The 25,968-nt window shown below is 69.8% G+C and carries 22 protein-coding genes; 10 read left to right on the forward strand and 12 right to left on the reverse strand.

The window, feature by feature from the left end; all coding sequences use genetic code 11:
- Positions 1–35: 35 nt before the first annotated feature.
- The 6 genes from bamA (at position 36) to lpxB (ending at position 7,226) form a co-directional block, all read left to right on the forward strand.
- Entirely contained in the window at positions 36–2,606 is a 2,571-nt protein-coding gene (bamA, locus tag MFF40_RS04555; RefSeq protein ID WP_147855076.1) for an outer membrane protein assembly factor BamA, read from the forward strand.
- 50 nt (positions 2,607–2,656) lie between these two features.
- Positions 2,657–3,727, forward strand: a complete 1,071-nt coding sequence (gene lpxD, locus MFF40_RS04560) for a UDP-3-O-(3-hydroxymyristoyl)glucosamine N-acyltransferase (protein WP_147896869.1) — start codon at positions 2,657–2,659, stop codon at positions 3,725–3,727.
- 122 nt (positions 3,728–3,849) lie between these two features.
- Entirely contained in the window at positions 3,850–4,326 is a 477-nt protein-coding gene (gene fabZ / locus MFF40_RS04565) for a 3-hydroxyacyl-ACP dehydratase FabZ (protein WP_147855074.1), read from the forward strand.
- On the forward strand, positions 4,323–5,141 hold the full coding sequence (gene lpxA / locus MFF40_RS04570) for an acyl-ACP--UDP-N-acetylglucosamine O-acyltransferase (RefSeq protein WP_147896870.1): 819 nt from the start codon (positions 4,323–4,325) through the stop codon (positions 5,139–5,141). The genes fabZ and lpxA overlap by 4 nt, the downstream gene beginning before the upstream one ends.
- A gap of 10 nt (positions 5,142–5,151) precedes the next feature.
- Positions 5,152–6,015 carry an LpxI family protein gene (locus MFF40_RS04575; RefSeq protein WP_147896871.1) on the forward strand — a complete coding sequence of 288 codons (864 nt, stop codon included), beginning with the start codon at positions 5,152–5,154 and terminating at the stop codon, positions 6,013–6,015.
- 11 nt (positions 6,016–6,026) lie between these two features.
- On the forward strand, positions 6,027–7,226 hold the full coding sequence (lpxB, locus tag MFF40_RS04580) for a lipid-A-disaccharide synthase (protein ID WP_147896893.1): 1,200 nt from the start codon (positions 6,027–6,029) through the stop codon (positions 7,224–7,226).
- 209 nt (positions 7,227–7,435) lie between these two features.
- Here the strand turns inward: lpxB and MFF40_RS04585 are convergent, their stop codons facing one another.
- Positions 7,436–8,098 (reverse strand): peptidase inhibitor family I36 protein, encoded by a 663-nt coding sequence (locus MFF40_RS04585; protein WP_238259802.1) that lies wholly within the window; start codon positions 8,096–8,098, stop codon positions 7,436–7,438.
- A 98-nt stretch (positions 8,099–8,196) separates the two neighbouring features.
- Positions 8,197–8,829: a 2OG-Fe(II) oxygenase gene (locus MFF40_RS04590; RefSeq protein WP_147853620.1), complete on the reverse strand. Its 633-nt coding sequence runs from the start codon at positions 8,827–8,829 to the stop codon at positions 8,197–8,199.
- 290 nt (positions 8,830–9,119) lie between these two features.
- On the opposite strand from MFF40_RS04590, the gene MFF40_RS04595 reads away from it, so the two are divergent.
- From MFF40_RS04595 to MFF40_RS04605, 3 genes are all read left to right on the forward strand, one after another.
- The gene (locus MFF40_RS04595) at positions 9,120–9,440 is read left to right on the forward strand and encodes a hypothetical protein (protein WP_147853621.1); all 321 of its coding nucleotides are present in this window, start codon (positions 9,120–9,122) and stop codon (positions 9,438–9,440) included.
- A gap of 151 nt (positions 9,441–9,591) precedes the next feature.
- On the forward strand, positions 9,592–11,703 hold the full coding sequence (locus MFF40_RS04600; protein ID WP_147853622.1) for an ABC transporter ATP-binding protein/permease: 2,112 nt from the start codon (positions 9,592–9,594) through the stop codon (positions 11,701–11,703).
- Between the two features lie 119 nt (positions 11,704–11,822).
- Entirely contained in the window at positions 11,823–12,119 is a 297-nt protein-coding gene (locus tag MFF40_RS04605) for a hypothetical protein (RefSeq protein WP_058194694.1), read from the forward strand.
- 78 nt (positions 12,120–12,197) lie between these two features.
- On the opposite strand, the gene eda is transcribed toward MFF40_RS04605, so the two are convergent.
- The 3 genes from eda to MFF40_RS04620 form a co-directional block, all read right to left on the reverse strand.
- Positions 12,198–12,827, reverse strand: coding sequence for a bifunctional 4-hydroxy-2-oxoglutarate aldolase/2-dehydro-3-deoxy-phosphogluconate aldolase (eda, locus tag MFF40_RS04610; RefSeq protein WP_187277640.1), 630 nt, complete (start codon positions 12,825–12,827; stop codon positions 12,198–12,200).
- Between the two features lie 23 nt (positions 12,828–12,850).
- Positions 12,851–14,677 carry a phosphogluconate dehydratase gene (gene edd / locus MFF40_RS04615; protein ID WP_147853623.1) on the reverse strand — a complete coding sequence of 609 codons (1,827 nt, stop codon included), beginning with the start codon at positions 14,675–14,677 and terminating at the stop codon, positions 12,851–12,853.
- Between the two features lie 305 nt (positions 14,678–14,982).
- On the reverse strand, positions 14,983–16,104 hold the full coding sequence (locus MFF40_RS04620; protein ID WP_147853624.1) for an asparaginase: 1,122 nt from the start codon (positions 16,102–16,104) through the stop codon (positions 14,983–14,985).
- Positions 16,105–16,272: 168 nt separating this feature from the next.
- On the opposite strand from MFF40_RS04620, the gene MFF40_RS04625 reads away from it, so the two are divergent.
- Complete coding sequence (locus MFF40_RS04625; protein WP_147853625.1) at positions 16,273–16,488, forward strand: hypothetical protein; 216 nt, start codon at positions 16,273–16,275, stop codon at positions 16,486–16,488.
- Positions 16,489–16,526: 38 nt separating this feature from the next.
- Here MFF40_RS04625 and MFF40_RS04630 read toward each other — a convergent pair whose 3' ends face one another.
- The 7 genes from MFF40_RS04630 to MFF40_RS04660 all read right to left on the reverse strand — a co-directional run bounded on the left by MFF40_RS04630 (position 16,527) and on the right by MFF40_RS04660 (position 25,872).
- Positions 16,527–17,540: an acyltransferase family protein gene (locus tag MFF40_RS04630; protein WP_147896872.1), complete on the reverse strand. Its 1,014-nt coding sequence runs from the start codon at positions 17,538–17,540 to the stop codon at positions 16,527–16,529.
- Between the two features lie 330 nt (positions 17,541–17,870).
- The gene (locus tag MFF40_RS04635; RefSeq protein WP_147853627.1) at positions 17,871–18,809 is read right to left on the reverse strand and encodes a DMT family transporter; all 939 of its coding nucleotides are present in this window, start codon (positions 18,807–18,809) and stop codon (positions 17,871–17,873) included.
- Positions 18,810–18,882: 73 nt separating this feature from the next.
- Positions 18,883–20,151, reverse strand: coding sequence for an arsenic transporter (locus MFF40_RS04640; RefSeq protein WP_187277641.1), 1,269 nt, complete (start codon positions 20,149–20,151; stop codon positions 18,883–18,885).
- Positions 20,152–20,219: 68 nt separating this feature from the next.
- Entirely contained in the window at positions 20,220–21,521 is a 1,302-nt protein-coding gene (locus tag MFF40_RS04645; RefSeq protein WP_238259803.1) for a metallophosphoesterase family protein, read from the reverse strand.
- Between the two features lie 20 nt (positions 21,522–21,541).
- On the reverse strand, positions 21,542–22,867 hold the full coding sequence (locus MFF40_RS04650) for an MFS transporter (RefSeq protein ID WP_238259804.1): 1,326 nt from the start codon (positions 22,865–22,867) through the stop codon (positions 21,542–21,544).
- Positions 22,868–23,014: 147 nt separating this feature from the next.
- On the reverse strand, positions 23,015–24,424 hold the full coding sequence (locus tag MFF40_RS04655) for a sigma-54-dependent transcriptional regulator (RefSeq protein ID WP_238259805.1): 1,410 nt from the start codon (positions 24,422–24,424) through the stop codon (positions 23,015–23,017).
- Positions 24,409–25,872, reverse strand: a complete 1,464-nt coding sequence (locus MFF40_RS04660) for a sensor histidine kinase (RefSeq protein WP_238259807.1) — start codon at positions 25,870–25,872, stop codon at positions 24,409–24,411. Before MFF40_RS04660 ends, MFF40_RS04655 begins: the two co-directional genes overlap by 16 nt.
- Positions 25,873–25,968: the final 96 nt, after the last annotated feature.

A 25,968-nucleotide genomic window follows, 5' to 3' on the forward strand; every position in this document is an offset into this window, starting at 1 on the left:
TAACCCCCGCGACCAGAACAGAAACGGGCGATTGCATGATGTCGTTGACGGGGAAGCCCCGACGTAAGTCGGTGCGGAAGACCATCGTCCTAGTCGCTGCCGGTGCGGGCCTGGTCCTGAGCGGTGCCGCCCAGGCGCAGCAGATCGTCGTCCAGGGCAACCAGCGCGTCGATGCCGACACGATCCGGTCCTACGTGACCGGGACGGCGTCCGGCTCCGCCGAGGAGGCCCGGCGCAACCTGCTCGCCAGCGGCATGTTCTCGGACGTGAAGGTCGCCCAGTCCGGCGGTCGCACGGTGGTCACCGTCCGCGAGAACAACCTGATCAACCGGGTCGTGTTCGAGGGCAACAAGAAGGTCGAGAAGGCGACGCTCGAGGGCATCGTCGAGGCGAAGGCCCGGGGCCCCTACAGCGAGGCCATCGTCAACGCCGACCTCGCCCGCATCCGCGACGTCTACAAGCGCTTCGGCCGCGGCACCGCCAAGGTCACCTACCGGACCGTGGACCTGCCGAACGGCCGGGTCGACGTGATCTACCAGGTCGACGAGGGCGACAAGACCGGCATCATCTCGATCAACTTCGTCGGCAACAACGCCTATTCGGAGCGGACCCTGAAGGGGCTGATGAGCTCCTCCGAGATGAATTTCCTGTCGTTCATCAAGACCTCCGACGTCTACGATCCGGACCGCATCACCACCGACCTGGACCAGGTGCGCCGCTACTACCTGAAGAACGGCTACGCCGACTTCCAGGTGGTCAGCGCCGACGCCCGCTATGTCGAGGGCGACAGCTCGGGCTACGTCATCACCGTCACGGTGAACGAGGGCGAGCAGTACAAGGTCGGCGCGGTGGCGGTGGATTCCCGCCTGCCCGGGATCGACACCGCCAAGCTCGACAGCAACATCACCGCCGCGGTGGGCGACGTCTACAACGCCGACGACGTGGAGCGGACGCTCAACAACGTCACCCGCGAGGTCAACCGCGCCGGCTACCCGTTCGCCCAGGTCCGCCCCACCGGCCAGCGCGACCCCGCGACCCACCAAGTCTCCCTGGGCTTCGTGGTCGAGGACGGCCCGCACGTCTACGTCGAGCGCATCAACATCCGCGGCAACACCCGCACCCGCGACTACGTCATCCGCCGCGAGCTGGATATCGCCGAGGGCGATGCCTACAACCGCGTGCTGACCGACCGGGCCGAGCGGCGCTTGAACGGCCTCGGCTTCTTCAAGAAGGTCCGGTTCTCCAACGAACCCGGCTCTGCGGCCGACCGCGTGGTCATCAACATCGATGTCGAGGATCAGCCCACGGGTTCGTTCTCGGTGGCGGGCGGCTACTCTACCCAGGACGGCATCATCGGCGAGGTCTCGGTCTCCGAGTCCAACTTCCTCGGCCGCGGCCAGTATGTCCGCCTCGCCGGCACGGGTGGCCAGTACTCGCGCGGCGTCGACTTCTCGTTCACCGAGCCGTACTTCCTCGGCTACCGGCTCGCCGCCGGCTTCGACGCCTTCTACAAGTACTCCGACCTGACCCGGTACTCGCGCTACGAGACCACGGTGTATGGCGGCCAGCTGCGCCTGGGCCTGCCGATCACCGAGGAGTTCGGCATCACCCTGCGCTACTCGCTGTACAACACCGAGCTGAAGGTGCCGAACACCCTCAAGCGGCCGTACAACGACTGCTCGACGCCGATCCCGGGCTACACCGCGACCTACGCGGGCGGCACGATCGACCCGAACAGCGGCCGCAACATCGGCGGCCAGTCGGTCTACCCGAACTGTGCGTATGACGGTGAAGCCTCGATCGCCATCAAGGGCTCGCAGGGCAACACGCTGACCTCGCTGGCCGGCCTGACGCTCGCCTACTCGACCCTCGACGTGGTTGGCGCGCCGCGCAACGGCCTCTACGCCGAACTGAAGCCCGACGTCGCGGGCCTGGGCGGCGACTCGAAGTTCTTCCGCGTCACCGCGGACGCGCGCTACTACAAGGAGTTGTTCGAGGACGTGATCGGCTTCGTCCGGTTCCAGGGCGGCCACATCAACGCCATCGACGGCAAGCCGCTTCGCGTCACCGACGAGTTCTTCCTCGGACCGTCGCTGGTCCGCGGCTTTGCGCCGAACGGTATCGGCCCGCGCGACGTCGGCATCGCCGACGCCCGCTCCAACGCCATCGGCGGATCCACCTACATCGGCGGTACCCTCGAAGTGCAGTTCCCGCTGCCCCTCATCCCGCGGGATCTGGGCCTGAAGGGCGCAGTCTTCGCCGATGCCGGTACGTTGTTCGGCTATAGCGGACGGCGCAACTTCAACGTGAACGGCGACGGCTTCATCAACGGGATCTCGCCGCAAACCGGGAAGTGCAACTTCTCTGCGTTCAACATCGGCGTCGAGCCGGAATGCGTGAACGTCCGCGACACGGCCGCGATCCGATCCTCGATCGGCGCGTCCATCCTGTGGAACTCGCCGCTCGGCCCCATCCGGTTCGACTACGCCTATGCCTTGACCAAGGACGAGGGTCAGTCGGTCTACGTGCCGCTGCTCGGCAAGGTCGGCCATATCGGCAAGGATCAGACCCAGGCGTTCCGCTTCTCCGGCGGCTCGCGGTTCTGATAAAAACCACGCGCACCGGCCGGATTTCTCCGGCCGGTGCGTTGCCCTGCATGTCAGATCCCGATTTCTTCGCCGCGACCGGCTTCCTCACCCTCGCCGACGTCGCCGCCGCAGCCGGTGCTTCCCTGCCCGAGGGCGCGGACCCCGAATGCAGGCTCAGAGCCGCGGCCCCGCTCGAGAGCGCCGGGCCGGACGACCTTGCCTACATGGACAATGCCCGCTACGGCGACGCGCTCGCCGCGACCCGGGCCGGCGCCTGCCTGGTGAGCCCGCGGTTCGCGGCGCGATGCCCGGCCGGGACCGTCGCGCTGGTCAGCCGGGACCCGTACCGGGCCTACGCCGCCCTGCTCGGGCGCCTGCACCCGGATGCCATGCGCCCCGGCTCGCAATTCGGCGGCCGCAGCATCGCCCCGGGCGCCCATGTCCACCCGGATGCGCGGCTGGAGGAGGGGGTCACGGTCGATCCCGGCGCGGTGATCGGCCCCGGTGTCGAGATCGGTTCAGGCAGCGTCATCGGCCCGAACGCGGTGATCGGCGCGGGCGTGCGGATCGGGCGCGACTGCTCCATCGGCGCCGGCACGACCTTGAGCCACGCGCTCGTCGGCAACCGGGTGATCCTGCATCCGGGTGCCCGGCTCGGCCAGGACGGGTTCGGCTTCGCCATGGGCGCGACCCATCTCAAGGTGCCCCAGATCGGCCGGGTGATCGTCCAGGACGATGTCGAGATCGGCGCCAACACGACGATCGACCGGGGTGCCTCGCGCGATACGGTCATCGGCGAGGGCACCAAGATCGATAACCTCGTCCAGATCGCCCACAACGTCGTCATCGGCCGCCACTGCGTGATCGTCTCCGGGGTCGGCATCTCGGGCTCGACCACGCTGGAAGACTACGTGGTGCTCGGCGGCCAGGTCGGCGTGGTCGGCCATCTGCGCATCGGCCGCGGCGCGCAGATCGCCGGCTCGTCCAACGTCAACCGCGATGTCCCGCCGGGCAGCCGCTGGGGCGGCACGCCGGCCAAGCCGGTGCGCGCGTGGTTCCGCGAGCTGACGACGCTGGCGCGGCTGGCCGAGCGCTCCGGCAAGGATCCGGAGAAGGATCCGGCTCCCGACGCCGGGTGATATCGGCCGGCCATCCCGGAAACCCTTGCATCTCCGCTGATTTCTTCCGAAGAGGGCGTCCGCCCGTCATGGGGGGCGGATATCGGTCCGCCCGATGGCGGTGACTCGAGGTACGGGATTCGATGAGCGAGGCGGCGCGCGACACCAACGAGGAACTGGGCACAGCCGACATCCAGACGCTGCTGGAGTTGCTGCCGCACCGCTACCCGTTCCTGATGATCGACCGCATCGTCGAGATCGATCGCGATGAATCCTGCGTCGGCATCAAGAACGTCACCGCCAACGAGCCGCAATTCATGGGGCATTTCCCCGGGATGCCGGTCTTCCCCGGGGTGCTGCTGATCGAGGGCATGGCCCAGACCGCCGGCGCGATTTGCTGCCGTCACATCCGGACGGACGAGCTGCGCACCAAGCAGGTGTTCTTCATGACCATCGACAAGTGCAAGTTCCGCAAGCCGGTCACTCCCGGCGACCAGGTGCGCTTCCACATGAAGAAGATGAACCACCGCCGGACCATGTGGTGGTTCCGTGGCGAGGCCCGGGTCGACGGTGTGCTCGTGGCGGAGGCCGAGATCGGCGCCATGCTGGTGACGGAGTGAGCGACGCCCTGATCCACCCGAGCGCCGTGATCGAGTCGGGCGCCGCGATCGGCGAGGGCGTGCGGATCGGCCCGTTCTGCCATGTCGGGCCCGAGGTCGTGCTGGGCGAAGGCTGCGAGCTCCTCAGCCACGTGGTGTTGGCCGGTCGTACGACGATCGGCCCCCGCACCCGGATCTTCCCCTTCGCCTCCATCGGCCACCAGCCGCAGGATCTGAAATACCGGGGCGAGGCCTCGACGCTGACGATCGGGGCCGATTGCCTGATCCGCGAGGGCGTGACAATGAACCCCGGCACCAGCGGGGGCGGCCTCGAGACCTCGGTCGGCGATCACTGCACCTTCCTGGCGAATTCCCATGTCGGCCACGATTGTCGGGTCGGCGACCACGTCATCTTCTCCAACAACGTGATGCTGGCCGGCCATTGCAGCGTCGGCGATTACGCGATCCTGGGCGGCGGCGCCGCGGTGATCCAGTTCGCCCGGGTCGGCGCCCACGCCTTCGTCGGCGGCCTCTCGGGGCTGGAGAACGACTGCATCCCCTACGGCATGGTGCTCGGCAACCGTGCGTATCTTTCGGGGCTCAACATCATAGGCCTGCAGCGCCGCGGCTTCGCCCGCGAGGACATCCACGCCCTCCGGCGGGCCTACCGCCTGCTGTTCGCCCCCGAGGGCACGCTGATGGAGCGGGTCGAGGACGTGGCCGCGACCTTCGAGTCCCACACCGCCGTGTCCGAGATCCTCGCCTTCATCCGCGCCGGCGGCAAGCGCTCGATCTGCACGCCGCGCGAGCTTCCGGTCCCGATCGGGGCAGCCTGAGCCTACCCGCATGGACGAGGCCGCTCCACTGCCCGAGGGTACGCTCGTCCTGATCGCCGGCGCCGGCCGGCTGCCCGAACTCGTCGCCGAGTCGCTGACCCGGACGCACCGGCCGTTCCGGCTGATTGCGCTCCGCGGCTTCACCGATCGGTCCCTGCGTGCCCGGGCCGACGCGACCGTCGACCTCCTCGACCTCGCCGCGATCCTCAAGCTGCTCCGCGCCTGGGGCCCGGCCGTGATGGTCCCGGCGGGCGGGGTCTCCCGGCCGAGCCCGGCTGCGCTGCTCAATGCCGGCGCGGCTTTGCGCAACCGCGAGACCCTGCGGGCGATCGCCGGCGGCGGCGACGACCGGCTGCTGCGCGCCGCCCTGGCGTTGGTGGAAGAGGAAGGCCACCGGGTGCTGGGCGTCCACGAGGCCGCCCCGGATCTGCTCTGCCCGGAGGGCCGGCTCGGGCGCCTCGGGCCCGACGCGGATGCCGACCTGTCGATCCGCACCGGGCGCGGGGTGCTCGACGCGCTCTCGCCCTACGATCTCGGGCAGGCGGTGGCGGTCTCCGGCGAGCGGGTAATCGCCGTCGAGGGGCCGGAGGGCACCGACCGCATGCTCGCCCGCGCCCGGGCGCTCGGCCGCAGGCCGTTCGGGCGGGGACGGGCGCTGCCCGCGACCGTGCTGGTGAAGGCGCCGAAGCTCGGCCAGGACCTGCGCATCGACCTGCCGGCGATCGGCCCCCGGACCGTGCGCAACGCCGCCGCGGCCGGCTGCGTCGGGCTGGCGCTCGAAGCCGGCGGCACTTTGGTGATTGATCGGGTCGCCACGGCGGCCGAAGCCGACCGCCTCGGTCTGTTCCTGGTCGGCTACGGAACCGCGCCATGAGCGCTGCCGCTATGTCCCCATCCAAGACAATCTGGCTGGTGGCCGGCGAGGATTCGGGGGACCAACTCGGCGCCAAGCTGATGCGGGCGCTGCGCGCGGCGGCGCCCGGAACCGTGTTCGGCGGCGTCGGCGGCGAGGCCATGGCCGAGGAGGGGTTCACCTCCCTGTTCCCCCTCGATGACGTCGCCGTCATGGGCTACCTCCCGGTGCTCGCCCGGGCTCGGACGCTGCTGCGGCGCATCCGCGAGACCGCGACCGCGGTGGTGCGCGCCCGGCCCGACGTGTTGGTGATCATCGACAGCCCGGGCTTCACCCATGCCGTCGCCCAGCGGGTCCGGAAGGCGGCGCCCGGCATCCCGATCGTCGACTACGTGTCGCCGAGCGTCTGGGCCTGGCGGCCCTGGCGGGCCAAGGGCATGCGCGGCTTCATCGACCACGTGATGGCGCTGCTGCCGTTCGAGCCCGCCGCGCATCTGCGTCTCGGCGGCCCGCCCTGCACCTATGTCGGCCACCCGCTGATCGAGCGGTTTCCTGACTTGCGCCCCGCCGCGGCGGAGGTCCGGCGGCGGGAGGCGGTCCCCTACCGCCTCGTGGTCCTGCCGGGCTCCCGCCGGGCCGAGATCGACCGGCTGATGCCGGTCTTCGGGCAGGCGCTCGAGCTTGTCTCCCGCGTCCTGGAGGTGGAAGCGGTCCTGCCGGCCGTGACCCGCCACCGGGCCCTGATCGAGCGGCTGGCCCTGAACTGGCCCGTGCCCGTCCAGGTGCTGACCGGCGAGGCGCCGAAATACGCCGCGTTCCGGGGCGCCCGGGCGGCGCTCGCGGCCTCCGGCACCGTCACGCTGGAACTGGCGCTGGCGGGCGTCCCGATGGTGGTGGCCTACAAGGTCTCGCGCGCGGAGGAGTTCATCGCCCGCCGCCTGATCCAGGTCCCCAGCATCGTGCTGCCGAACCTGATCCTGGCCGACAACGCCATGCCGGAATTCGTCCAGGCGGATTGTACGCCCGAGCACTTGGCTCGGGCCCTGCTGCCACTGCTGGCAGGCGGCCCGGAGCGCGACGCGCAAAGCGACGCGCTCGCCCGGATCGACGGAAGGATGCGGCTTTCCGGGGACGACACGCCGAGCCGGGCCGCTGCCCGGATTGTGCTGGATGCCGCCGTGGGGACGCGGGATCGGAGTCGTTTGACGCCTCAAGCTCATCGCGCGGTTTAACGGGTCAATCTCCCTGTCTTTCCGGGGGCGCGGAGCCGAACCCGGAACCCGTAACCGCCGACAATCCTAGGTCTTGATCTGCCGACGGTTATGGATCCCGGGTTCGGCTCCGCGCCCCCGGGACGACAGGGAGCATGTCCCGGCGTCGAGGCGATGCTTGAGCGCGGACCGACGATCGCCGGTCCAGGATGTTCGCATCCTGCCGCTCGTCACCCCCCGCGCCGCCCGCAGCGCACGTAGGCCGCTGTGCCGCGCCCGCTCGACCAGGTGAGGCGGTCGCCGTCGACCACGAGCCGCACCTGCGAGGACCAGTGCCGGCCGCGGTCGCTGCATTCGGCGGCGACCACCCAGGCGTTGCCGACGCGGCGGCCGTCGTGGAAATTGCAGATCTTGCGGCCGGCCCGGGCTCGCTCCGGCGTGATGGTGGCCGGGATGTAGCCCCGGCGCCGGGAGCGTGCCGAGCAGGCATCTGCGGTCGGCCCCCAGATTCCGGCATATTCAGGATTGGCCGGGCCCGCTTGCCTGGAGGATACGGGCGCCGCCGGGGGAACGATTGCCCCTTGCGTGCCTGGATCCGCCGGGCTCCGAGCCGCCTGGGAGGCCATTGGCGGCCCAGTGTCCAAACCCTGCGCAGCCGGTGCGGCCTCGTCGAGCGCGTCGAGCGTCACGACCCGACGGCCCGGGGGCTTCGGGGCCGGAGCGGGCCGGGTTTCGGCCTGCTGGGTCCGGAACGGCATGTCCTCGGTGAGGTAGATCGCGCTATAGCCGAAAAGCCCGGCCCAGCCGAGGACCAGGAGCGCAGGCACGACGAAGCGGCGCTTGGAGCCGGTACGGGGTTCATCACCCGGATCGGCCAGCACGACCGCACCCATCCTCACCCCCTGATCCAGGCATCCGGTGCCGATTCGGTCGCCGGGTCGCTGGGGAAAAGGATGCCCCAACAAGAGGCTAGGGGGAACTGCCGCGTCGTTCAGCGTCCGAAGATCCCCTTCAGGAACTGGGCGGTGCGGTTGCGCTTGCGCTTGCGCTCCAGTTCCGCGGCGTCCTTGAGCCATGCGACCTGCACCACCCGGCGCTCACCCTCGAACGGCTCGTGGCCATGCCAGGAATTGTCGGCCCGCAGGAAGGCGAACATCGTCCCCATGGTCGGGGGCACCTCCACCGCGAAGGGCGCGTAGTTGCGGCCGTCGTAGAGCACCCGCAGGCGTCCGGCGGCCGGGGCGTCCCAGGCGTCGTTCATGTAGACGAGCAGCGTCAGCACCTTCGATGGGCCGTCGGTGTGGATCGAACCGTATTTGAGCTGGCTCTTCCGCATGATCGTGGTCAGCCGCGGGCAGGAAACCAGGTCGATTCCGAACTTCTCGCCGAGGATGTCAGAGAACGCATCGCTCTCCAGTTCGTCGATCAGCGCCTTGAACCGGCCCTTGAGCGCGACCTCGTCCACCGTCAGGTAGCCGGGCTTTGCGATGTCCGGGAAGTCGCGCCGGATCGCGTCGATGGCGTCCGGGTTCAGGACGTTGGTGCCCAGCGTGTACGGGTAGGGCTCGCGGGCCACCGGGGCGGCACGCACCGCGGAAACGTCGAGGATCGAGAGGGCGGACATCTGCGGGTCCCTGGTCTCCGGCGCGCGACGGCCGGCACGCCGGCGCCAGGGGCGCGTGCCGGAGGATCATCGGGGCGTGCGGGCCGGGCGCGCCCATGGGGCGTCCGCGGTCATCCAATCTCGAGCGCTTCCCCTGATCCTGGAATCCCATAATCCGGTGATTGCGGCGGTCCAACGGCGAAAGCCGTGTGGTGGCGCATTCCGGTGACAGTCTCGGGGCGCCTGGCCGTGCAGGATGGCGCGATGCCCGAGGACTTTCTTCTCGGGTGCGTACCCGGAACCCGTCCGCGATGAGGCCGCTGGTCCTCGCCTTGCTGTGCGTTCACCTTGTCGCGATGGCGGCCGGGGTGAGCGCGTTCGCGCAATCGTCGCGGTCGTCGCGCCCCGCCGGGACGGCGCGGATGAGCTGCGCCGAGGCGATGGCGCTGGTGAAGAGCGAGGGCGACGTGGTGATCGCCGGCGGCACCGCTCCGGAGCGTTTCGTCAGCGGCCCGGGCCAGTGCACCGGCGCCGAGATAGCCGAACTCCGCTTCGTCCCCACCCGCGACAATCCGCAATGCCCGATCGGCTATCGCTGCCGCGAACCGGGCTTCGAGGAGTGGAACTGGTAGCGCGGGACGCGGCGTGGCGTCGCCTCGGCCGGTTCGTGACGAAACTTTCACGTGACAGCGCCCGCGAAGTGCCACGTTCTCGCCACGACCCAGGGCCAAGGCCGCCGGGTTGCGTTCCCGAATGAACGCTCACGTTAGGCGGGAGACACGCGTGGCTTCAATCAGGACCGGGCTCGGGATCCAGGCCGTGCTGACGGCCGTGGCCGCGCTGATCCTGCTGGCGCTTCCGGGGATCCCCAGCCCGCCGCTTTACGTCTCGCTCGCCGGCTTCGTGATGGCCGGCATCCTGATCGCCGCCAACGGCATCTCGGCCTACCTGAAGGTCTTCGTCTCGGTCTACGGGTTCGGCTACCTGCTGCTCGCCGGCCTGAAGACGATCGCCGCCATGGGCCTGCTGCCCCCGGTGGTGGCCGCACTGCTGCCGCCGGACTTCGCCGCCACCGGCGCGGTGGTGTTCGGCGCCATCGTGCTCGCCGTCTCGCATCTCGGTCCGATCCGCGCGATCACCGACATCGCCGACCCGTATTTCGCCAACCGCGACAAGCCGACCAAGGAGATCGGCCTGTTCCGCTGGTTCGGCAGCACCGAGGGCCGGATCGGCCGCAACCTCGTCGCGCTGTCGATCTTCGTGAACTTCGCCGACGTGGCGCTGACCCTGCGGTTCAACTTCTTTTACCGCGACATCTACAACGCGCTGCAGGAATACGACGCGACGGCGTTCTGGTACCAGCTGCTCTGGATCTTCGTTCCGCTGGCGACGCTCAACATCGCCATCGGCATGTTCGACCTGTTCGTCGATTCCTCGCTGCACATCCGCTGGCGGACCTGGCTGACCCACAGCCTATACGAGCGCTGGCTGGGCAACGGCACCCATTACCGCATCCCGTTCACCGACGAGGAAGCCGACAACCCGGATCAGCGTATCCAGGCCGACGTCAACCTGTTCATCCAGCAGACCGCGAGCCTGTCGATCCGGCTGCTCAGCCAGGCGGCGCAGCTCGTCTCGTTCATCGTGATCCTGTGGACGCTGTCGCGCGACTTCGTCGTGCCGTTCACCGACACGGTGATCCCGGGCTTCCTGGTCTGGCTAGTGATCGCCTACGCGGTGGTCGGCACGTGGCTCACCCACCTGATCGGCCGGCCCCTGATCGGGCTCAACTTCCGGCAGGAGCAGGTCGAGGCCGATTTCCGCTTCTCGCTGGCCCGCAACCGGATCTACTCGGAGCAGATCGCGCTGCTGCGCGGCGAGCGCGCGGAGGCGACGCGGCTCGGCTCGCTGTTCCACATGATCATCGACAACTACGTCGGCATCATCTTCCGGCGCATCAAGCTGATCGCCTTCACGTTCAGCTACCGGCAGGCCAGCGTGATCTTCCCGATGGTGCTCGCCGCGCCGTCGTTCTTCGCCAAGAAGATCACGCTCGGCGCCCTGCAGCAGACCTCGCAGGCGTTCTCGCAGGTGCAGAGCTCCCTGTCGTTCTTCGTAGACTCGTACACGACCCTCGCCTCGTACAAGGCCAACACCATCCGTCTCGGCTCCTTCCGCCGCGCGATGAGCAAGGCCGAGGCACTGGAATCAGCGGGCTACGGGCTGGTCCAGGGCAACGAGACCGCCAACGGCGTCACCGCCCGTGGGCTGGTGCTCGCCCTGCCGGACGGCCGCGAGATCGTCTCGGCACCGGAGCTGACCCTGGCCCGGGGCGGCGCCACCCTGGTCACCGGCCCCTCGGGCTCCGGCAAATCGACGCTGTTCCGGGCGATCGCGGGCATCTGGCCGTTCGGCAAGGGCCGGGTGGACGTGCCAGCCGGGCAGTCTACGCTGCTGCTGCCGCAGCGGCCCTACATTCCGCAGGGGACGCTGCGCGGCGCGGTGGTCTACCCGAACACCATCGACCAGTTCTCGGACGACGCGATCCGCGATGCCCTGACCGCCGCCCAGCTGCCGCACCTGATCGACCGCCTGGACGAGACCGATACTTGGGAGCGGCGCCTGTCCGGCGGCGAGCAGCAGCGCCTCGCCATCGCCCGGGCGATCCTGGCCAAACCCGCCTGGCTGTTCCTCGACGAGTCGACCGCATCGCTGGACGAGCCGTCCGAGGCCAAGATCTACCGGATGCTGCGCGAGCGGCTGCCCGACACCACCATCGTGTCGATCGGCCACCGCTCCACGCTCGATGCATTCCACGAGCGGCGGATCGTGCTTGAGCCCCAGGGCGACCTGTTCACGCCCCGGGAGCGCCGGGAGCCCCAGCCGGCAAGATAAGTGGCCTTTGTCCCAGAAGGCCGGGGAAAATGCCCCGTAGAAGTTGCGAGATGGAAATAAGAACGGAACCTGTGACTGCGGGGTCCGTTTGTCATGCGCTGAATAAATCGGAGGAACGCATGACCAAGATCAAGACCCTCGCGGGCGCCGGCGCTCTCATCCTGATGTCGACTGCTGCCTTCGCGGCGCCGTGCGCGACCGGGACGACCGTGACGCGCGACAAGGAAGCCAGCAAGGCCTCGACCGTGGATCCGAGCGTGAAGACCCCGACCACCCCGGGTGCCAAGGCTGAGTCGCCCGGCACCGTCGGCGCCATGACCAACGCCGGCACCGCGACCTCGCCGTCGGACGTGCAGGCTCAGTCGCAGGGCAAGCCGACCGCCGCGCAGGCCGGCAAGGGCGGCGACGACTGCTGATCTCCGCTCCATCATCTGACGTCACGACGAACGCCCGCCCGGCCCTGCCGAGGCGGGCGTTCCCGTGCTCCGGGATGCTTACGCGGCCCGGCGCAGCTTCGAGGCTGCCCGAGCCGCTCGGGTGACGGCGTCGCGGTCGAGGACCCCGGGCTTCACGACCCAGCTGCCGCCGACGCACAGAACTGACGGAACGGCCAGCCAATCCGGAGCGGTCGCCTCGGTGATTCCGCCGGTCGGGCAGAACTTCACACGGCCGAACACGGGCGTCAGCGCCTTCAGTGCCTTGATCCCGCCCGCGGCCTCGGCCGGGAAGAACTTGAACCGGTCGAGACCGTGGTCCAGGCCGCGCATGATGTCGGCGGCGGTGGCGATGCCCGGCAGGTAGGGCACGCCGTTGGCCTTGACGGCATCGGTCAGCGGGTCCGTGAGCCCCGGCGAGACGATGAACTCCGCCCCGGCCGCCAAGGCGCTGTCGAGGTCGCCGGGGTTCAGGACCGTGCCGGCCCCGACCACCGCCCCCTCGACCTGGGCCATCTCTCGGATCACCTCAAGGGCGGCGGGGGTGCGCAGGGTGACCTCCAGGGCGGTCAGCCCGCCCGCCACCAGAGCTTCGGCGATCGGCCTGGCCTGGGCGACATCCTCGATGACGAGGACCGGGATGACGGGCACGGAGCGCATCAGCGCGTCGATGCTGGTCAGATCGTTCATGATCGGCTTCTCCGGTTCGACGTTCAGAGGCCGGCCGCGGCGAGCATGGCGGAGGCGCCCCGTTCGGCGGTGTCGGCCCCTTGGCGCATGAAAGCGAACAACTCCCGGCCGGTTCCGGCCTCGGGAACCGGCTGAACGGCCTCCTCCCGGGCGGCCAGCTCGGCGTCGTCGACCAGCACCTGCAGGAGGCCTTCGGCCGCGCTGAGGCGGACGATGTCGCCGTCGCGGATCCGCCCGATGGCCCCGCCGCCGAGCGCTTCTGGGCTCAAGTGGATGGCCGCCGGCACCTTGCCGGAGGCGCCGGACATGCGCCCGTCCGTCACCAGGGCGACCTTATGGCCGCGATCCTGGAGCACGCCGAGCGGCGGCGTCAGCTTGTGAAGCTCGGGCATGCCGTTTGCGCGCGGCCCTTGGAAGCGGACCACTACGACCACGTCGCGCTCCAATTCGCCGGCCTTGAACGCTTTGAGCACGTCGTCCTGGTCGGAGAACACCCGGGCCGGGGCCTCGATGGTCCGGCGGATCTCCTCGACGGCGCTGGTCTTGAACGTCGCCCGGCCGAGGTTGCCGGTCACCAGCCGCATGCCGCCATCCGCCTGGAACGGGTTGCCGGGCCGGCGGATCATGGTGTCGTCCAGGCTCTCCGGCACGGCATCCTGGAAGGCGAGATCGTCGCCGTCGAGCTTCGGGTCGCGGGCATGGTCGCGCAGGGACTGGCCGGCCACCGTCAGGATGTCGTCGTGCAGCAGCCCGGCATCGAGCAGGGCGGCCATGACGAAGCTCATGCCCCCGGCGGCGTGGAAGTGGTTCACGTCGCCCGCGCCGTTCGGGTAGACCCGGGCGATCAGCGGCACGGCGTTGGACAGCCGGTCGATATCCGCCCAGTCGATGACGATGCCGGCGGCGCGCGCGATGGCCGGCAGGTGGATCGCGTGGTTGGTCGAGCCGCCGGTGGCGAGCAGGCCGACCGCGGCGTTCACGATCGCCTTCTCGTCCACGCACAGGCCGAGCGGCCGGTAATCGTTGCCGGCGGCGCCGATCTCGGTGAGCCGATGGATCGCCGCCCGGGTCACCGCCTGGCGCAGCTTCGTACCCGGATTGATGAACGAGGCGCCCGGCATGTGCAGGCCCATCATGTCCATCATCATCTGGTTCGAGTTGGCCGTGCCGTAGAACGTGCAGGTGCCGGCACCGTGATAGGAGGCGGATTCGGATTCGAGCAGCTCCGCCCGGCCGACCTTGCCCTCGGCGTAGAGCTGGCGGATCCGCTGCTTCTCCTTGTTGGCGAGCCCCGAGGGCATCGGCCCGGCCGGGATCAGGATGGTCGGGAGGTGGCCGAAGCGCAGCGCGCCGATCAGCAGGCCGGGCACGATCTTGTCGCAGATGCCCAGCAGCGCGGCGCCGTCGAACATGCCGTGGCTCAGGCCCACCGCGGTGGAAAGCGCGATCGTATCGCGCGAGAACAGCGACAGCTCCATGCCCCGCTGCCCTTGGGTGACGCCGTCGCACATCGCCGGGGTACCGCCCGCGACCTGCGCGGTGGCGCCGCGCTCCCGGGCGAAGACCTTGATCTGATCCGGATAGCGCCCGTACGGCTGATGCGCCGACAGCATGTCGTTGTAGGCGGTGACGATGCCGATGTTCATCACCGTCTGGCCGTCGCGGAGCGCCGGCTTGTCCTCGCCGGAGGCGGCGAAGCCGTGGGCGAGGTTGCCGCAGGCCAGCGTCGGCCGGTGCACGCCCGAATCGCGCTCCCGGGCGATCAGGTCGAGATAGGTCCGCCGGGACTCGCGGGAGCGCGCCACGACGCGCTCCGTGACCGCCGCGACCTCGGGATGAAGCTCGGTCATGCTCGTTCCTCCGTCAGGGTGCCGGCGGATCGCAGGGCCGGCACTGATCCCGGCCGCGACCGCGTCGCACCGGGCTATCTAGGCGGTGCCCGGGACGATGTAACCCGGTCGTGGCGCAGGGCGGCCGAGCGCGGCTGCCGACGATGGCCGTCCCAATCACACCCTCATCCAGAGGCGCGAGCGCAGCGAGCCTCGAAGGAGGTCTCCAGGGAGCGCGTCTGACTGGAGGGCTTCTTCGAGGGCGATGCTATGCGCCGCGACCTCCGGATGAGGTCGCGGGTGGGAAGCTTGGGAATGACGGGTGTTCAATACTCCCAGAAGATGCGCTGCAGCTCCTTGGTGTCCTGCGTCTTAGTCAGTGCCACGGCGGCCAGGATCTTGGCCTTGGCCGGGTTGAGGTCGTGGGCGACCACCCAGTCGTATGTGTCGTCGGGCTGCTCGGCGTTGCGCAGGACCAGGCCGTCCGGCACCCGCGAGGAACGGATCACGATCGTGCCCTTCGACCGGATGTCCTTCAGCTTGTCCACGAGGTAGCCCGCCACCGAGCCGTTGCCGGTCCCGGCGTTGACGATCGCCTTCGCGCCGGCCTGAACCTCCGCGTCGTAGACGCCCGGGATCATGTTGCCCGAGCCGTACACGATACCCACCAGCGGCAGGCTGTCGATCTGGTCGATGTCGAATTCCGAACTCTTGTTGTGGCGCTTCGACAGGGATCGGAAGAAGTAGGTCTTGCCCTCGATCACCATGCCGAGCGGCCCCCACTGGCTGTAGAAGGCGCTGGGGACGACGTTGGTCCGCTTGTTCACGTCCCGGCCCGACTGGATCGTGTCGTTCATCGTGACCGTGACGCCCTGGCCGATCGCCTCCTTGCTGGCCGCGACTGTCACCGCGTCGAGCAGGTTGAGGGCGCCGTCGGCCGAGATCGCCGTGCCCGGCCGCATCGAGCCGACGACGACGATCGGCTTGTCGCTCTTCACCACGAGGTCGAGGAAGAACGACGTCTCCTCGAGGGTGTCGGTGCCGTGGGTCACGACCACGCCGTCGACGTCGTCCTGCTTCAGCAGAGCGGAGACCCGCTTGGCGAGCTGAACGAGCTGCGCGTCGGTGAAGCTCTCCGACGCGATCTGGAAGACCTGCTCGCCGCGCACGTTCGCGATGGTGTTCACCTGCGGTACCGCGGCGATCAGCTTGTCCACCGGCACCTTGGCGGCCGTGTAGGTGGCGCTGTTGGCCGCGTCCGCCCCGGCGCCCGCGATCGTGCCGCCTGTGGCCAGGATGACAACGTTCGGCTTCTTCACCGCCGCGGCAGTGCTGGAATCGGTCATCTCGCGGGCACCGGACGGGGTGGCCCCGATCGTGCCGGCCAACAACAGAGCCAGGGTCGCTCCGCGCAGGGAACAGGCCGCGCCGCTTCGGCAGGAGATCATCGGGGATCCTTGACGTCTGAAGAAGAATCGCGAGTCGGGCTCGCGTCCGGGATCGTAGACCCCGCTCGCCGCGAGGCAAGTTTCATGCAGCGACGACGCTGACCGACGGATCCATTTCGTAAGCTTGGGCGTTGCACTCAAACGCTGTTCGTTCGGAGGTAGACCCCAATGCTGCATCTTGCCGGACTGCTCGACGAACTCGAGCGGAGCGAGCCCGCGCGGGCTGCGATGGCGATCCTCGAATCGGCCCTCGCCCGACGGTCGGTCGAGGAGCAGACGGCATTCTGGCGGGCGGTCGATCTCTACTACGTCTCGCGCAAGGCACCGCCGGAGCCCGTGGGTGCCGCCCTGTGCGGCGCGCCGCAGATGGCCATCGCTGTCTAATTCGAGTCCTGGCGCCTCCGGGCAGGGTTCGCTGCGCCTCAGGGCGTCGCCAAGCGCTTCACGGTGCCAGCGCGCCGGCCCGACGACGTCCGGTCGAGCAGGCTGTTGAGACGCCGCCGCCCCGGCCGCTCGATCAGGAACAGGCTCACGAGACCCATGGCGATCGCGGGCAGGACCAGGGCTTTGCTGGCCGTCCCGCCGATCCCATCGTGCAGCACGTAGAAAGGTTGCTGCCACAGGTAGATGGCGTACGACCACGCGCCGAACAGCAGCAGCGGTTTCGCACTCAGGCCCCGGCGCAGGAGGGCCGGTGCGCTCGGCAGCGAGGCCACCGCCACGGACAGGAGCGCGGAGCCCAGGCTGTACTTGATCGGATCAGGCACTACCGCGACGTTCAGGGCGAGGCCGGCCAGCGCCAGGAATGCGGGCCGCCACGACGTCCGTGGCGCGCTCCGGCCGATCATCAAGTAGGCGGACGCCCCGAACAGGATCGACGCCACCCGGACATCGCTGCGCCAGTAGACCGTCGTGTAGTCGCCGCCGAGCGCGGTCGAGACCGCGCCGTTGAGGCAAGCGAGGGCTGCGAGAACGGTCAGAACCGGGGCCACGGAAAACGCGTGCCGGCGACGGAGGAACGCGATCATCCCGAGCAGGATGTAGCCGTGCTCCTCGACGCAGAGCGACCAGATGTGGTCGACATTCGGCACCTCGGGCAACCACAGGTGGTAGTAGTTGTAGGTCAGCGTCAGCGCCGCGAGGCAGCCGTAAAGTTGCTGGTCCTGACCGGTGGCGAGGACGAGCCCGGTCATCGCCAGCACGAAGCAGATCAGCGCCGGATAGATCCGGGCGGCCCGGCGGAGGAAGAACGTCTTCAACGGCGTGCCGCGTTCGAACAAGATCTCGGCCATCAGACGGCCGCTGAGCACGAAGAAGAACTCCACCCCGAAGCGGCCGAGATTGATGCCGTGCGTCGTGCCGAAATGGCCGACGAGCACGAGCAGGATCGCACAGCCGCGCCACCCGTCGAGGAAAGGCCAGTGACGCGGGGGCATGGGGCGCCTCTCGAACCTCAGGTTCGACAGTCTGGAGGCGCGCTGCCGCGGCTTAGCGAGATGATCTTAGGGTGTAGGCTCTCGAGGCTCGTGCCACCGGCGGTTCGAAAGGCGTAGGATCACGACGGGCCTCGATCCTGGACCGGTGCCGATCCCGACCCCTGCGGGAGGGGCCGGGCTTCGGCAGGACCGGTACCGCAAGACATTGAACCGTCAGCGTTTCCGCGTCCGACGTCCCGGCTCCGGGACGCCGTAACGACGGCCCCGGCACCCGCCGGACTCGAGCCTTCCGGCAAACGCGTGGACCCGGGGCCATCGCCCCGCGCGCGATCAAAACACCGAGATCAGCACGATGCCGGCTGCCATCAGCAAGCCGCCGATCAGCCGACCGATCCCGGCCCGGACGCGCTTCATGCCGAGCCAACCGAAATGGTCGATGGCGATGGAGGTGAACAGGTTGGCGGTGATCAGCAGACCGTTGAAGGCGCCGGCTCCGACCTTGTCGACGAACAGCAGGCCGGCGAACACCGCCACCGCCCCGGCGATGCCGCCCAGCGCGCCCCACCACGGCACCCGGGCCACGTCCGCCCGGGTCGGCAGAGGGGTCGGGCGGAGCAGGAACACGAACAGGAAGACCAACGCGACCGGAATGAACGACACGGTGGCGGCGAGCCAGGGGTTCACCAGGGCACCGCGCAGCTGCGCGTTGAGCACCACGCCGACCGCCTGGAGCGAGCCCGCGACCAGGATGAACGGGTAGAGCAACCGTGCCATCAGGCCGCCCTTGCCCGACTCGGCCTGCTCGTCGTCCGATTTCGGGCCGGTGGCGCGGGCGATGAACACGATGCCCACCACCATCAGCAGGCCCCCGAGCCACGGCATCGCCTTGAAGCCCCCGGCCTTGAGGCCGAACAGGCCGAGGCTGTCGAGCGCCAGGGAGGTCAGGATGTTGGCCGTGATGGTCAGGCCGTTGAACGGGCCGGCCCCGACCTTGTCCACGAAGGCGAGGCCGCCGAACACCGCCACCGCGCCGGCCACCCCGCCGAGCGGCGCGTACCAGGGCATCGAGCCCAGGGTCTGCAGCGTCGGCAGCGGCGTCGGCATGGTGAAGAACAGGATCGTGAAAACGATCACGATCGGCATGAACGAGTAGGTCGCCGCCAGCCACGGATTGACCAGCGCGTCGCGCAGGCGCGCGTTCATGGAATTGCCGAGCGCCTGCAAGGCGCCTGCGACCAGGATGAAGGGATAGAGCAGGGCGGCGTTCAAGATCGGGGTCTCCGGTCGTGGGAGGGCGAGGCGGTTCGGTGCGGCGTCGTCCTGGGATCCGGAGACCGGGTTCTCAGACGAGGAGGAGGGCGGCCAGCGCCAGCACGAGGGCGGGCGGCATCACCAGCAGGCCGAGCTTCAGGAACTGCCAGGCCGACACGTCCTCGCCCTCGCGGCGGATCGCCGTGAGCCACAGGATCGTGGCGAGCGAGCCGGTCACCGACAGGTTCGGCCCGAGATCGACGCCGATCAGGATCGCGCCCGCGACCTTGTGCGAGACCTCCGCGGCCTGGACGGCGGCGCCGGCGAGCAGCCCGGCCGGCAGGTTGTTCACGAGGTTGGTGCCGAAGGCGACGAGGGCGCCGCCCGCCCAGGCGGTGGCGGTGGGATCGCCCTGGGCGTAGGTCTTCAGGGTGTCGGCCAGCAGGGTCAGCACGCCGGTCTTCTCCAGCGCCTCGACCAGCACGAACAGGCCCGCCACCAGTGGCAGCACCGCCCAGGACACGTCCTTGACCACCTCGACCAGGCCGCCACGGTTGAGCGCCACCACCAGCAGGGTCGTGGCGAGGCCGGCCACGAAGGTCGGCAGGCCGAGCTCGATGCCGGCGGCCGAGGCGCCGATCAGCGCGCCCGCGGTGGCGATGATGCCCAGGCCCGCAACCTTGCCGCCGAGGCCGAGGCTCACGGTCTCGACGTCGGTCTTGATGCTCTGGCCCTTGAGCCGGCTGTTCTGGGTCAGCCGCAGCACCGCGTAGGTGGCGACGATCGCCAGCGCTGATGGCAGCGCGAAGGTGGCCAGCCACTGGCCGAGCGGCGGCATGTCGGTGGCGAACACCACGAGGTTGGCCGGGTTCGAGATCGGCAGCACGAAGCTCGCCGCGTTGGCGATGAAGGCGCAGATGAACAGGTAGGGCAGGGGTTCCGCGTCGGCGGCCTTGGCGGCGGCGTAGACCGCGGGCGTCAGCACCACCGCGCAGGCATCGTTGGAGAGGAACACCGTCACCACGGTGCCGACGAGGTAGATCAGCAGGAACAGCCGGGTCGGCGAGCCCTTGGCGGCGCGCACGGCGAGGCCGGCGAGCCAATCGAACAGCCCTTCCTTCCGGGCGATCTCGGCCAGCAGCATCATGCCGACGAGGAACAGGTAGACGTCGGTGCCCTTCGAGACGCCGTCGAGGGCGACCTGCCAGGGCAGCAGGCCGAGAACGACCAGCAGGGCGGCGCCGAGCACCGCCCAGATCGCCTCCGGCCACGAGAACGGGCGCACGATCACGCCCAGGGTCGCGAGCGCGGCGATGCCCCAGGTCGCCAAATTCGGTGTCAGGCTCAATCCAGCGAACACGTCTAACTATCTCCCCCCGGAGGCGTGGCGAGGCTCACCACTCTGCGACGAACACCACTTGGTCAGGGTCACCACTTGCGGCCGTAGCGGTTCGGTCCGAGCTGATCGCCGCGGATTCCCTTCCGGACCCAGCTCTGGATCCGGCCCGCGTCGCCACCAGGCTTTTCCGGCATCGGCGGCGCGGCCGCATTGTCCGAGACTGCGATCACCGGCTCGATCACGTCGGTGTCGACGTAGTCCGGGCCGTGCCCGGGCCAGCATTCATGCACCGCCTCGACCTGGATGCTGCGTCCGCCTCCGTCCCAGGACAGCGACGCCTCGTAGCAGCGCGCGCCCTCCGCGCGGTGCATCAGGATCCACGGGCCTGTATCGACCCGGCAATGGACGTAGCGCGGCGGTGCGTCCGAGAGCACGACGGCCCGGACGGCGATCCGCCCGTCGGCGTCGAGCGCCATGCCGCACGTCACATCCGTCGTCGGCAGCGTGGCGACGCGGCGGTCGGCCGGGCTTGTGATCAGCACGAACGGCGCGGTCCGGTCCAGCGCGCGGAACCGCCAACTCGTCACCGGCCCGTCGATCGCCGCGACCGCGTAACCGACCGAGCCGTCCTCGTTCTGCCCGACCGAGCGGGCGGCGGCGTAGAGGGTCCGGCCGTCCGGGGCGAGTTCGTTGTAGTGGGTGTGGCCCATCTCCACGAGGCGGACCCGTGTCGCCCAGAACAGGCCGCCGATGTCGAGGCGGTCGTCCGGCTCGCGCAGGTCGTCCGGGTAGGCGTGCATGAACACGGCGCAGGGAATCTTCTTGTCGGCTGCGTCGGTGAGCTGATCGCTCAGCCATTGGGTCTGGCAACCGCCGAGCCGAAAATCCAGACCGATGCCTTTCCGGCCGAAGCCAGGGCTGACCATGTCGACGAACAGGCAGCGCACGCCCTGGATGTCGGCGGCGGCGCAGTAATGCGAGATCGGCAGGACCGGCCACGTCTCGGGACAGCCGGATGGCGGCTGTTCCAGCTCCCAGGTGATCGGCTCCGGCAACCGGGCACCCAGGCTCGCCGCAAAGGCATGGAACGCGTCCATCCGCCCGTGCTGGCGGTCGTGGTCGCCCGGGATCAATCGCAGCGGTAGGTGCGGATGCCGGTCCAGCGCGTCCTTCAGGATGCGGTATTCCGCGGCAAAGCCGTTCTCGGCCAAATCCCCCGGCAGGTAGACGAAGTCGAACAGGTCCTGGGGGGCGATCGCCGCGATCTGATCGAGGATCGCGGCGAGGTCGCGGGCATTCTGCGCGTCGGGATCCTGCAGGTGCAAGTCGCCGACATGCAGGAAGACGAGCGGCTCGCGCGCAGGCACGGCCTGGTGGTCGGGGGCGGACATCGGAGGTTCCCGTCGGCGGTTCAGACGGCCGCCGGCACGGCCGGCGGAAGGCCGGAGCCGCTATCCGGTGTGCCGCTCGCGGCTTCCCCGCCCCGGGTCTCGGGCATCAGCGTCAGGTAGAGGACGAAGCCGAGCCCGGCGATCGCGGCCAGCGCCAGGAAGGCGGTGGAATAGCCGGCCGACACGATGATCAGTCCGGCCAGCGTCGCGCTCACCGAGGCGCCGACCCCCTGGGCCGTCGCCACCGCCCCCTGGGCGGCGTTGAACCGCCCGGCACCCCGCGTCAGGTCGGCCACGACGATCGGGAACAGCGCGCCGTAGATGCCGGCCCCGACCCCATCGAGGAGCTGGACGCCGACCAGCCAAAATGGGTTGTCCGAGAACGTGTAGAGCACGCCGCGCAGGGCCAGCACGCCGAAGGCCGCCAGGAAGATCGGCTTGCGCCCGATGATGTCGGCCCGGGCGCCGACGAACACCGCCACCGGCACCATCACGCATTGCGCGGCGACGATGCACACGGCGATCAGCGACGTCGCGTGGTCCTTTCCGGAGAGGTGGGTGAGCAGCTGCCCGACCGAGGTCAGCATCGCGGCGTTGGACAGGTGGAAGATCGCGCAGAGCACGGCGAACAACATCAGCGGCTTGTTCTGAAGCAGCGTCTTCAGGCCGGAGGGCTGCTCGTCCGCCTTGGCTTCCGCCTCGGTCATGCCGCGGGCGAGCTCGTCGTCGATGGCAGCGGCCGGGACCAGCAGCATGGCGCCGATCGAGAGCGCGGCCAGCACGCCCATCAGCCAGAACACCACGATCGGACCGAAGAAGTAGGCCAAGCCGCCGGCGATGGCCGCGGAGGCAGCGTTGCCGGCATGGTTGAAGCCCTCGTTGCGGCCGATCCGCTTGGCGAACATCTTCGGGCCGACGACGCCGAGCGTGATTGCGGCCAGCGCCGGCGGGAAGATGGTGCCGGCCACGTGAGCGATCGATTGCGTGGCGGTCACGAGGTAGAAGTTCGCGATGAACGGCAGGATCAGGCAGCTCGCCGTGACCGCGATGGCACCGCCGATCACGATCGCCCGCTTGTGGTTGGTCGCGTCGATCAGCGCTCCGGCCGGCGTCTGCGCCACGAGGCCCAGGATGCCCGCGATGGTCATCACAAGGCCGGTGGTGGCCTCGTTCCAACCCTGGTCCGGCCCCCGGACTGCGATCAGGTAGATCGCCAGATAGGGCCCGAGCCCGTCGCGCACGTCGGCGAGGAAGAAGTTGAGGGCGTCGAGGCCGCGCAACGCCTTGGTGGAGGGAGTCCGGACGGTCGCGCCGCGCGCCGCCGCTCCGGTATCGGTCCTGTCCATCCTGATCCTGGCCCCCGCCCGAATGCCGCCGCGGCCGGACCCGGTCGGGGACGGCACGTGACGAGCTTGACGCCCGCTTAATCCATCTGTTCCCTGTAATTGTTCGAGAAGACTCGTTCGGGGACGATTCTCAGGCCTGTGAGTGGTTTACCCACCCTCGGCCTCGCCGGATGCGTCGGGATTCGCGACATCAACCGTCGCTTCTGCCGACAGGTCTGTCCCCGGAGTGGCGAGCCCGTAGCGCTCGATCTTGGCGTAGAGGAGCTGGCGCTGGATGCCGAGGCGGCGAGCGGCCCGGGCCCGGTTTCCGTCCGCTTCGCGAAGCGCCACGGCGATCATGGTCCGCTCCAGGCGGGCGACTGCGCCGGGTAGATCGCCCGCGAGCCAGTCCGCCGGCCATCCCCCCGGGACGCCGACACCTTCGGAGAGCTGCGCGGGACGCGCCGTCGGGAGGTCGATCGCGTCGGCCGCGATCACCCCGCAGCGTACCAGCACTGCGGCGCGTTCGACGGTGTTTCGCAATTCGCGGACGTTGCCCGGCCAGCCATAGGCCAGCAGCCGTGAGGCGGCGCCCGCGCTCAGCCGCTTGCCCGACGGACCGAGGAAGTGCTCGGCGAGCGGCACGATGTCGGCCAGGCGCTCGCGCAGGGGCGGCAGCAGGATCGGCACGACGTTGAGGCGGTAATAGAGGTCGGCCCGGAACCGGCCCTGGTCGACCAGCACCGGCAGGTCGCGGTGCGTCGCGGCGATCAGGCGGACGTCGACGCGTCCCGACCGGCCGCCGAGCGGCGTGACCATGCGGTCCTGGATCACCCGCAGGATCTTGGCCTGCATCGGCGGGGGCATGTCGCCGATCTCGTCGAGGAACAGCGTGCCGCCTTCGGCCTGGTGGAAGGCGCCGGCCCGGTCGCCGACCGCGCCCGTGAAGGCGCCGCGGACATGGCCGAACAGCTCGCTCTCCAGCAGGTCGGGCGGGATCGCGGCACAGTTGACCGGCACGAACGGCCGTCCCCGGCGGGCGGAATAAGCGTGCAGCGCGCGCGCCACCTCCTCCTTGCCGGTCCCGGTCTCGCCCTGGATCAGCACCGTCGAGGCGGTGTCGGCGACGAGCCCGATCGTCTTCTGGACCCGGCGCATGCCGGAACTCGAGCCGATCAGGCCGCCCTCGGGATCGCCGTCGTCCGGATCCGGCCTGACGCTCGACAGCATCGCATCGAGGGCGGCGGCGAGGTCGGAGCGTCCGACCGGCTTGGTCAGGTGGTCGTGGGCACCGAGGCGCATCGCCTCGATCGTGTTGGCCGGGCTCGCGAAGGCGGTGAGCACCGTCACGGGCGGCCGGGCCGGCAGGGCGCAGATCCGCGCCAGGGTCGCCATGCCGTCGAGGTCGCCCGGCATCCGCAGGTCGAGCAGCACGGCCGAGACCGGTTCCTGCCCCAGAAGCGCCAGGGCCTCCGCCCCGGAGGCTGCCGGCAGGGGGCGGTGGCCGAGATCGGCCACGGTCTCGGCCAGCCCCTCGCGCAGGGCGGAATCGTCGTCCACGATCAGGATGGTCGCCATGGCAGGTCCAGCACGAAGGTGGTCTCGGGCGCGCCATCGATCAGCCTGACGGCGCCGCGATGCGCCAGGGCGATCTCACGCACGATTGCGAGACCGAGGCCGGTCCCGTCCGGCCGTCCGGTCACGAACGGCTCGAACAGCCCGGGGCGGATCGTGGGATCGATGCCGGGGCCGGTGTCGCTCACGCGCAGGTGCAGGCGTACCACGCCCGCGACCGTCACCCGCTCGGCGGCAAGACGGACCCGGCCCCCCGGGGGCGTGTGCTGAAGCGCGTTGAGCAGCAGGTTGTCCAGCGCGCGGGCGATCTGGGCGCCGTCGATCTGCGGTCGGTCCGCTCCGGGCAACGCGTCCCCCGCGATCGCGATCCGCACGGCTCGGGCGCTCGCCAGATCCTCGTGCAGGCGCGCGCAATCGGCGAGCAACGCGGCGATATCGGTGGGGCTGCGGGTGAGCGTGCGGGCCTGGGTGAGGTTCAGGAGGTCGCGCAGCAGGTGATCGACCCGGGCGATCTGGCCGAGCACGCTCTCCAGGGCCACCGTGGCGCGTTCCGGATTGCCGCTGGCCAGGGCGTTCTCAGCCTTGAGCCGCATCGCCGCGATCGGGTTGCGGATCTCGTGGGCGATGCTGGCCGCGAGGCGCCCCACGGCCGCCAGGCGCTCCGCGGCGACCACCCGCGCCTGCGCCTCGCGGAGGCGCCCGCCTGCGGCGTTGAGGGCATCGACCAGCCGGTCGAGCTCGCGCTCGCCGGTCCGTTGCAACCGCGGCAGGTCCTCGCCGTCCGGCCGGGGCGCGGCCAGTGCGGCCTCCAACCGGGCGATCCGGCCCGAGAACCCGTACAGGAACCATCCGAGGAATGCGGCCGACCCCAGCACGGTCACGGCCAGGAAGCCTAGGCCGGCAAGGAAGCGCGTGTAGGCGGGCCCGTCGTTGACGTGGGCGCGGCCCATGGTCCAGGCGGTCAGCCCGGGTTCGGGTCCGTGCAGCGGGCAGCCCTGGACCAGCAGCACCTGCGTGCGGCTCGGCCGGCGGAACGCCACGGCGTGGTCCACCCGCAGGGCCTGGGCATTCACCCCCGCGATGCTGTCGCGCTCGGCCTCGGGGAGGTCGGTCTTCGGCCCGGTGCCCTCGTAGGTCGGGTACGCGTAGGCGACAGGGCCGTCCGCGGCGCTCCAGACCCCACCCTCAATGCCCGGGAAGAGTTCGAGCGCCGCCCCGACGGTGCCGCCGAGCTCGCTCCGCGGGATGTTACCCTTGGTCCGGCGGGTCAGAGCGGCGTAGCGGTCGATGATCTCCCGGCAGGCCCGCCCAACCGCCACCTCCGCCTGCGCGACCTGGACGGCGGTGGATTGGCTGTAGAACCCGAACATGAGGTAGGCGGTGGCCGCCGCCGAGGCCAGCAGCAGGATCCACAAGGCGAGCAGCCGGGCGCGTAGGCTATAGGCCGTCACGGCGCAGGGTCCTCCGGGGCGCCCGCCGCCCCCGCGCAGCCGATAACCGGGTGGGCACGCTGTGGAAACGGTGGCACATACCGGTGCGATCGGAAT

It is taken from the genome of Methylobacterium mesophilicum, assembly GCF_022179445.1.
GTDB classification, from domain to species: Bacteria; Pseudomonadota; Alphaproteobacteria; order Rhizobiales; family Beijerinckiaceae; genus Methylobacterium; species Methylobacterium mesophilicum.

What these genes read in the sequence shown, in the direction of transcription:
- bamA (WP_147855076.1), top strand. Translation starts at nt 36, where the DNA reads ATGATGTCGTTGACGGGGAAGCCCCGACGTAAGTCGGTGCGGAAGACC.
- lpxD (WP_147896869.1), top strand. Translation starts at nt 2,657, where the DNA reads ATGTCAGATCCCGATTTCTTCGCCGCGACCGGCTTCCTCACCCTCGCC.
- fabZ (WP_147855074.1), top strand. Translation starts at nt 3,850, where the DNA reads ATGAGCGAGGCGGCGCGCGACACCAACGAGGAACTGGGCACAGCCGAC.
- MFF40_RS04575 (WP_147896871.1), top strand. Translation starts at nt 5,152, where the DNA reads ATGGACGAGGCCGCTCCACTGCCCGAGGGTACGCTCGTCCTGATCGCC.
- lpxB (WP_147896893.1), top strand. Translation starts at nt 6,027, where the DNA reads ATGTCCCCATCCAAGACAATCTGGCTGGTGGCCGGCGAGGATTCGGGG.
- MFF40_RS04585 (WP_238259802.1), bottom strand. Translation starts at nt 8,098, where the DNA reads ATGGGTGCGGTCGTGCTGGCCGATCCGGGTGATGAACCCCGTACCGGC.
- MFF40_RS04590 (WP_147853620.1), bottom strand. Translation starts at nt 8,829, where the DNA reads ATGTCCGCCCTCTCGATCCTCGACGTTTCCGCGGTGCGTGCCGCCCCG.
- MFF40_RS04595 (WP_147853621.1), top strand. Translation starts at nt 9,120, where the DNA reads ATGAGGCCGCTGGTCCTCGCCTTGCTGTGCGTTCACCTTGTCGCGATG.
- MFF40_RS04605 (WP_058194694.1), top strand. Translation starts at nt 11,823, where the DNA reads ATGACCAAGATCAAGACCCTCGCGGGCGCCGGCGCTCTCATCCTGATG.
- eda (WP_187277640.1), bottom strand. Translation starts at nt 12,827, where the DNA reads ATGAACGATCTGACCAGCATCGACGCGCTGATGCGCTCCGTGCCCGTC.
- edd (WP_147853623.1), bottom strand. Translation starts at nt 14,677, where the DNA reads ATGACCGAGCTTCATCCCGAGGTCGCGGCGGTCACGGAGCGCGTCGTG.
- MFF40_RS04620 (WP_147853624.1), bottom strand. Translation starts at nt 16,104, where the DNA reads ATGATCTCCTGCCGAAGCGGCGCGGCCTGTTCCCTGCGCGGAGCGACC.
- MFF40_RS04625 (WP_147853625.1), top strand. Translation starts at nt 16,273, where the DNA reads ATGCTGCATCTTGCCGGACTGCTCGACGAACTCGAGCGGAGCGAGCCC.
- MFF40_RS04630 (WP_147896872.1), bottom strand. Translation starts at nt 17,540, where the DNA reads ATGCCCCCGCGTCACTGGCCTTTCCTCGACGGGTGGCGCGGCTGTGCG.
- MFF40_RS04645 (WP_238259803.1), bottom strand. Translation starts at nt 21,521, where the DNA reads ATGTCCGCCCCCGACCACCAGGCCGTGCCTGCGCGCGAGCCGCTCGTC.
- MFF40_RS04650 (WP_238259804.1), bottom strand. Translation starts at nt 22,867, where the DNA reads ATGGACAGGACCGATACCGGAGCGGCGGCGCGCGGCGCGACCGTCCGG.
- MFF40_RS04655 (WP_238259805.1), bottom strand. Translation starts at nt 24,424, where the DNA reads ATGGCGACCATCCTGATCGTGGACGACGATTCCGCCCTGCGCGAGGGG.